Annotated in this window: 1 protein-coding gene; it reads right to left on the bottom strand. The window is 67.9% G+C overall.

The features are described from left to right. On the bottom strand, positions 1–798 hold a 798-nt coding region (locus tag KME75_RS42010), incomplete at its 3' end, for an IS630 family transposase (protein ID WP_308283540.1). Positions 799–889 lie beyond the last annotated feature (91 nt).

The raw sequence follows: 889 nt of genomic DNA, 5'->3' as shown, positions 1-889 counted from the left end.
GTAGAGCTTCTCGCCGGGCCAGCGGGCCCGCAGGACCTTGAGCAGGTCGAGGAACTCGATCCAGCGTTTGCGATCCCGGATCCGGTAGAACAGCGTGCCGGTGGTCAGATCCAGTGCGGCGAGCATGTGCATCACCCCGGACGTGCGGGTGTAGGTCGCGCGCTGCCGCCGAGGCCGCCGCTGGGGCCGCCAGGCCTTGCCCTTGCGTGGCTGCAGGTTCAGCGGCCCGAACTCATCGACGCAGACCACCCGGCCGTCGGCCGGTGGGTGGTCGTACAGGTCCAGGACCCGGTGCATCTTGGCAATGAAGTCCGGGTCGGTGGATGCCTTCCAGGTGGTCGTGGTCTGCCACGAGACACCGCCGGCGTGCAGGATCCGGCGCAGCGTCTCGCGGCTGAGCTCGGCGACGATGCCCTCGCTGAGCAGGTGCTCGCGCAGCTTGGCCAGTGACCAGGTGGAGAACGCGGTGATGCCCCAGTCGGTGGGGGACGTCCGGGCGATGGTGCAGATCCACTGGCGGAGCTGCTCACCGATCTTCTTCGGCCGTCCCCCGCTCGGTTTTGGGTCCAGCGCGTCGAACCCCCGCTCGTTGAACGCGTGGATCACATCGCGTACGTAGTCGTCGCTGACCTGCAGCAACGATGTGATGTCGCGGACGGTCTGGCCCTGGGCGGACATCAGGACCACGATCGCGCGGCGCATCCGGACCGGGTTGGTCGCGGTCCGGGTGATGCGCTGCAGCTTGCGGCCCTCGTCCATCGACAACGGCCGCACGAACACGCTCGGTCTGCGAGCCACAACCACCTCCCGCACTCGACGTGCGGGCAGCCTCCCGGGCTTGACCTGCGAGATCAATTACCTGGTCGACACTGCGTGTCGAGCCACTAGC

Origin of the sequence: Pseudonocardia nigra (assembly GCF_019396355.1) — a bacterium.
Classification (GTDB): domain Bacteria; phylum Actinomycetota; class Actinomycetes; order Mycobacteriales; family Pseudonocardiaceae; genus Pseudonocardia; species Pseudonocardia nigra.
This window is presented reverse-complemented; position numbering and strand designations above follow the sequence as displayed.